We start from the raw sequence: 260 nt of genomic DNA, 5'->3' as shown, positions 1-260 counted from the left end.
CAATCAATCGGGATTTGGTGGTATGGTGCATTCAGGCATTGTCGCGCCTTATATTTTAGACCACGGTACTGAAGAACAAAAACAAGCGTGGCTACCCAAAATGGCAACGGGCGAATATATTGGTGCCATCGCTATGACCGAGCCCGGCACTGGCTCAGACCTACAAAACATCAAAACCTATGCAGTAAAAGACGGTGATGACTACATTATCAATGGTTCAAAGACTTTTATTACTAATGGTCAGCATGCCAATCTTATCC

General features: G+C 44.2%; 1 protein-coding gene. It reads left to right on the top strand.

Going from position 1 to position 260, the window contains the following annotated elements; genetic code table 11:
- Nucleotides 1-260: acyl-CoA dehydrogenase family protein (locus SB725_RS32080; protein ID WP_410923513.1), on the top strand; the 260-nt coding region annotated here is incomplete at both ends.

It is taken from the genome of Pseudomonas sp. SIMBA_041, from assembly GCF_046535095.1.
In the GTDB taxonomy this organism is placed as follows: domain Bacteria; phylum Pseudomonadota; class Gammaproteobacteria; order Pseudomonadales; family Pseudomonadaceae; genus Aquipseudomonas; species Aquipseudomonas mucoides.
The sequence above is the reverse complement of the archived record's forward strand: the minus strand, read 5'-3'. Positions and strand labels throughout refer to the sequence as shown.